Annotated in this window: 3 protein-coding genes and 1 other annotated feature; of the genes, 2 read left to right on the forward strand and 1 reads right to left on the reverse strand. The window is 46.0% G+C overall.

Going from position 1 to position 5,552, the window contains the following annotated elements; genetic code table 11:
- Positions 1-205: 205 nt before the first annotated feature.
- Positions 206-1,240, reverse strand: coding sequence for a phenylalanine--tRNA ligase subunit alpha (gene pheS / locus CA600_RS30255; RefSeq protein ID WP_094874787.1), 1,035 nt, complete (start codon positions 1,238-1,240; stop codon positions 206-208).
- Positions 1,241-1,300: 60 nt separating this feature from the next.
- Positions 1,301-1,587: a binding site (T-box leader), on the reverse strand.
- 269 nt (positions 1,588-1,856) lie between these two features.
- On the opposite strand from pheS, the gene CA600_RS30260 reads away from it, so the two are divergent.
- The gene (locus CA600_RS30260) at positions 1,857-4,418 is read left to right on the forward strand and encodes a hypothetical protein (protein ID WP_179281790.1); all 2,562 of its coding nucleotides are present in this window, start codon (positions 1,857-1,859) and stop codon (positions 4,416-4,418) included.
- A gap of 57 nt (positions 4,419-4,475) precedes the next feature.
- On the forward strand, positions 4,476-5,552 hold a 1,077-nt coding region (locus tag CA600_RS30265; RefSeq protein ID WP_094874788.1), incomplete at its 3' end, for an efflux RND transporter periplasmic adaptor subunit.

Consider the following 5,552-nt stretch of genomic DNA (forward strand, 5'->3'; position numbering starts at 1 on the left):
TTTGGACTTCCGGCCGCTGTTGTCCCCAGATTTCTTGATCTAAACCGCTCTTCGCGGTGGAAATCCGGGGACAAAGGCGGTCGCTATCGCTCCTACAGTTCCAAAATTCCTTTCCGATCCTAGCTTAATAGGGTTTTTACAATATGAAATCAAATGCTCCAAAATCCATCCTCCTAACCCGCAAGCCAGCTCGCCCACCAAAAATCTAAACGCCCTTGAATTGCTTTACAAAACTCATATCGTTGTTATAGAAATGACGGATGTCATCGATGCCGTATTTAAGCATAGCAATCCGCTCAACACCCATACCAAATGCGAAGCCGCTATACTTAGCAGGATCATAGCCACCCATTTTCAGAACGTTTGGATGCACCATGCCGGCACCAAGGATTTCTAACCATCCGCTTTGCTTGCACAGTCTGCAGCCATCGCCGCCACATTTGAAGCAGCTTACGTCCACTTCAACGCTTGGCTCGGTGAATGGGAAGAAGCTCGGACGAAGACGAATGTCTGTATTCGGGCCGAACATCTCTTGTACGAATTGCTGCAAGGTGCCTTTCAGATCACTCATCCGAATGTTACTTCCGATAACCAAACCTTCAATTTGATGGAACTGGAAGGAATGCGTTGCATCGTCATCATCGCGGCGGAATACTTTACCCGGGCAAATGATTTTAACTGGAACTTCACCGTTCATAGCCTGCATAGTACGAATCTGTACCGGAGACGTTTGAGTACGCATAAGCAGGTCATCCGTTAAATAAAAGGAGTCCTGCATATCGCGTGCCGGGTGATTTTTAGGCAGATTTAGGGCTTCAAAGTTATAATAATCGGTCTCCACTTCCGGACCTTCAGCCACACGGTAGCCCATACCAATGAAAATATCCTCAATTTCCTGAACCACTCTGCTAAGCGGGTGAATGCCCCCTTGCTGCATGCGGCGACCCGGCAATGTTACGTCTACTTTTTCAGCCTGCAGACGTTGCTGAGTCTCTTGCTGTTGAAAAGCTTCTTGCTTCGCTCCAATAATCTCCTCAATCGCACTACGCACCTGATTCGCTACTTGCCCGATAACCGGACGCTCCTCAGCACTAAGTCCTCCCATACCACGCAGAACTTCTGTAAGCTCGCCTTTTTTACCGAGGTATTTCACTCTTAGGTCATTCAAAACCTGTGGATCCATAACCTCCTGCAACTTAGCCAGCGCCTCAACCTTCAATGCTTCCAACTTCTCTTTCATGGCCGTGTACAGCCCCCTTCAATCATTGTCTAGTTCAACAAAAAAAGGCCTTTCCTCCCGGTAAGGGACGAAAAGACCGTGGTACCACCCTTGTTAGACAAGCTGATCTGTTCCCCATAAGAGCTTCATTCCCTCTTTTGGCTGGACAGATACCTATCTCACTTTATACAGAAATAACGGTCTGTGACCGGTTTCCCCTACGCTTCCTTACAAGGCAATCTTAAGGAATTCAAGGAACTGCTCCGGAGTGAACTTCGACAGCTCTGTTTCCTAGAAACGCTCTCAATCACCGGCGTCTCCTCCCTGTAAGTCAGGCACTGTGTACTCTTCTCCATCACTGCATTTTACAATTCAATCTAATTGTCAGGTATCTCTTTTATGCAAGAGATATGTCTGTTTATTATATGCAAAATCTGTCGTTTTGACAAGTTCAAGCATAATTAGGGCAATTTTTATCTGGCTTTAAGCTGGCTTTAAGGTTCAGAGCCGTTCCGGGGACTTTTTTTCAGCTAACGTTCAGCGGAGCTTGATAATTTCCATTATTAAGAAGGCATGGTTGTACTCCATCATAAACCACCTTCATAGTACAAGGACTTTCATACCGGGAGGGAATTACATGCATGCACGAAGAACAAAAGTCGCTGGGATCATACTTAGCGCAGCCGTTCTGAGTCAAGCTTCAGCGTATGGAGCATACGCTGCATCAACGACTAGTACATCCACCAAAACGGCAACCACCACCACCGTATCCACTCTGGATAAACTCGGCTCGATAGCTTTAAAGAGTAACATAAGCGTGAAGCTGAGCGATGTAGGCTTTTTAACTCAGGATGGCGGCAATATTCTTACATACACCCTCAGCTATTACAATGGGAGCGGAAGCAGCATCAATCTGGTGGACTATTTCTCTAAGGTAACTACTGCCGGAGGAACGGTTATCCAAGGGAGCCCAGTAACCAGCAGTGCAACTATCAAGTCCATAGCCTCCAAAAGCAGTCAATCCGTAACCTATTATGTAAACATCGGTAAATCCACCTCTTTAAAAGGCGTTAAGATTTCAGTCTTTGGTTGGGATTTCAGCAGTACCGATTATCAAAAGAAGCTGGGTACTTTCACCCTACCTGCAACTTTTTCACAAGCGGTCGCTAGAGGCCAAAGCAAAAAAATAACCTTGAATAATCAACCCGTAACAACCCAAACTGAAAGTCTGCAAATTTACAAATATAACGGTAAGGTATACGCCAAAGTAGGTGTGAGCTTAACCAATCAAGGAACCAAAGTGCTAAGTGATTCTGGACTTAAGGGATACCTCGCATCCGCAGGCGGATCTGTATTTGAATTAACGCTTGATGACGCGAGCAGCAACTACAAAGTACAGCCACAAGAAAAAAAGACGATCTACTACATGACGGAAATCCCCTCTTATATGAAGACAGACAATATGACTCTGCAGTTTGCTGGAGAAGATACTTCATTAAAAATAGCTTTGCCCATCGTCACCTATAACCTTCCCGCTGCTACCACACCGGATCTTGTCGTAGCCAGCAATGTCATCAAGAAGCTTACGATCAACAATAATACTGTCGAGACGCAGTTAAAAAGCGCCAATGTCTATGCCGACAACGGCACCGCGAATTGGACGCTGCAATTTCGAGTAAAAAATAGCGGCAACAAAGCGATTACTTTGCCTGCTTATGAGTTTACCGTTAAAGCCGCTGAAGGATATAGCTTTCCGGTGGACACGAAGGCTTTCGCCAGCCTTACACTCAAACCCCTTGAAGAAAAAATAATCGAGCTCAGTGCAGAAGTTCCGCTAACGATAGCTCAAGGAACGCTACAGCTGCAAATGAATGAACCCGCTGTCGAGGGTAAGATCATTTTTCCTACAGCCTATTATCAGATCCCTTACACTCTGCAAACTAATAATTGGCAGGACACAGAATACGCAGTGGAGAACAGCCACGGTACATTTGCTGTCAAGCTTACGAACATCCAGCGGCTACCTTGGGCAGACAAAGATCAGCTTGTAGCTAAAATCAATATTCGCAACACGAAATCGACCTCTGTACAGCTTCCAGCGTTTACAAGTGTCATTAAAGCTGGTGAGAGTGATATTAGCAGCACTTCCCAAGTCGTCACAGAAAGCACACAAACCCTACTCGGGCCAAATGAATCCGCAGACGTTTATGTCGTGGCCAATGTTCCTTACACCTACCAGTTCAATCCATTAAAAATAACGCTGCAAGAAACCTCCGGCGAAAGCAAAATTAATTTTCTTTCGTTAAGTACAAATCAGTTGGATAGCCGTGTTCAGGAAGTTGCAGCACTAAGTTCCTTCCAAATTGACCTTGAAAGCAAAAAAGCAGAAGTATTAGAGCGCCGGACAACGGTTTATCAGGGTACGAGCTCCAATATCATGTACACAGAACTGGAAATGAACAGTGAGGAAACACGTAAATCAGAGCAGGCTCAACTCGTAGCTTATTACAAAACACCAGACAATCAATATTTCGAAGGCGAGGTCAACCAGTCTACAACTTCCACGAGCCCTAACGGAAAAAATCTGATTACCGTCTGGACTAAGCTTCCACTTGGAGTAGATTCTTCTCAGCTTGTTCTTTATATCGGTGAAGGGGTATCCGAAGGAAAACTTACGGCTCCTGGCGGGAAATCAACGGGATATATCAATACGGTGTCACTGGGACTAAATAATGTTGCGGTGGAGGCAAAGAGCAATCTTTTGGATGTAGAATTGTTCCCTTATACCCTATCCGTGACAAATGCAGTCACCACCGTCACTGGTGGAAAAGATACGCTAAGCACTGTCCTAACCTACAACCTGTCGAGCAGCACGCTTTACGAATCGGGTACGTATGAGCACAAGCTTGTACTAGAGCTGATCGACCCCTTCGGACAAACGATGGAAAAGACATTAACACTGGGCACAGATCTGCCATTAGGTAGCTTCAAGTCGTACACCACAACATTCACAAGCAATCTTTACAAAACTCTAAGTGGCGGCGCGATCCGATTGAATATATACGACGAATTCCAAGGTCATCGAAATTTGCTGGGAACTGGGACCTATGTGGTCACTTATCAGGCAGCGTCAACGACTTCAAACAGCAATTCCGCTTCAAACACCGATTCTAATGCTAACAATCCATCCGACATTTAGTAAAAGCGCAAGGGTGGCTGAATTCAAAAGAAATTTGATGATCTATGGAGGATAGAAATGAAGAAGAAAAAAGTGTTGCTCTGGACCATCGGAGTAGTAGCTGTAGCAACAGCCGGATTGTTGGTGTATACATTTTTACCTGATAAGAGCAGTCAGGCTGCTGAAGTGCCCGTAAATACAGCCACGGTTACGAAGGGCGATATCATAGTAAATGTATCTGGAGCAGGCTCCGTCACGGCCACCGAAACAGGAAAAGTGAAAACGAAGGACGCTGGAACCGCTGCTGAAGTGCTTGTCCAAGAAGGAGACCTTGTGAAAAAAGGCCAGACATTAATTACCTTCGAAGGCGATGACCTGAGTGACAATCTCAAACAGGAACAAACCTCTCTTACCTCACTTGAAGTGGATCTTCAGGACAAGCAGGAGCAGTATAAGAAGCTTGCCGTGGCAGGTGCCTCCGAGGATGAATTGGCCAGTGCCAAACGTTCGATTGAAAAAGCGAAAACAGATATCGCTTCTCAAATCGAAAAAATAGCATCTGTACAAGAAGATATGATCCCTCCAGATCCCCTAACCGCCCCTATTGACGGAACTGTTACAGCTGTTAATATAGCCAACGGTGAAAAAGCGATGGATGGCTCTGAACTCATCGATATCACCAATTATGCTAATTTAAGCGTCATAGTGCAGGTGGATGAGCTTGATATTCCTACAGTGAAGTTGGGGATGCCTGCCACCATTTCATTGGATGCCCTTCCCGACACTGAATTCAAGGGGAGTGTCACAAAGATTGCCAAGGAAGGTACAGTCTCAAACGGAGTATCCCTCTTCGATGTTACCGTTGGCTTAACTAGCTCCGAAGGTGCCCTTGTCGGGATGTCGGCAGAAGTTTCAGTTACAACGGCTGAGAAAAAAGATGTGTTAACCGTACCGGTTGAAGCTGTTCAAGAAAGAAATGGCAAGTATACAGTAGCTCTCCCCTTAACAGCGGGTTCAACCGAAAACTCATCTACCGAGGGCCAGGCACCAATGCCTAGTGGGGCTCCTGATGCTGCCCGCGGCGGAGTAATGCCCAGCGGAGCACCTGAAGCTGGCGGTGGAGTTATGCCTAGCGGAGCGCCTGATGCTCGCGGT

The organism is Paenibacillus sp. VTT E-133280 (assembly GCF_002264385.1).
GTDB lineage: Bacteria > Bacillota > Bacilli > Paenibacillales > Paenibacillaceae > Paenibacillus_AQ > Paenibacillus_AQ nitricinens.

What these genes read in the sequence shown, in the direction of transcription:
- CA600_RS30260 (WP_179281790.1), top strand. Translation starts at nt 1,857, where the DNA reads ATGCATGCACGAAGAACAAAAGTCGCTGGGATCATACTTAGCGCAGCC.
- pheS (WP_094874787.1), bottom strand. Translation starts at nt 1,240, where the DNA reads ATGAAAGAGAAGTTGGAAGCATTGAAGGTTGAGGCGCTGGCTAAGTTG.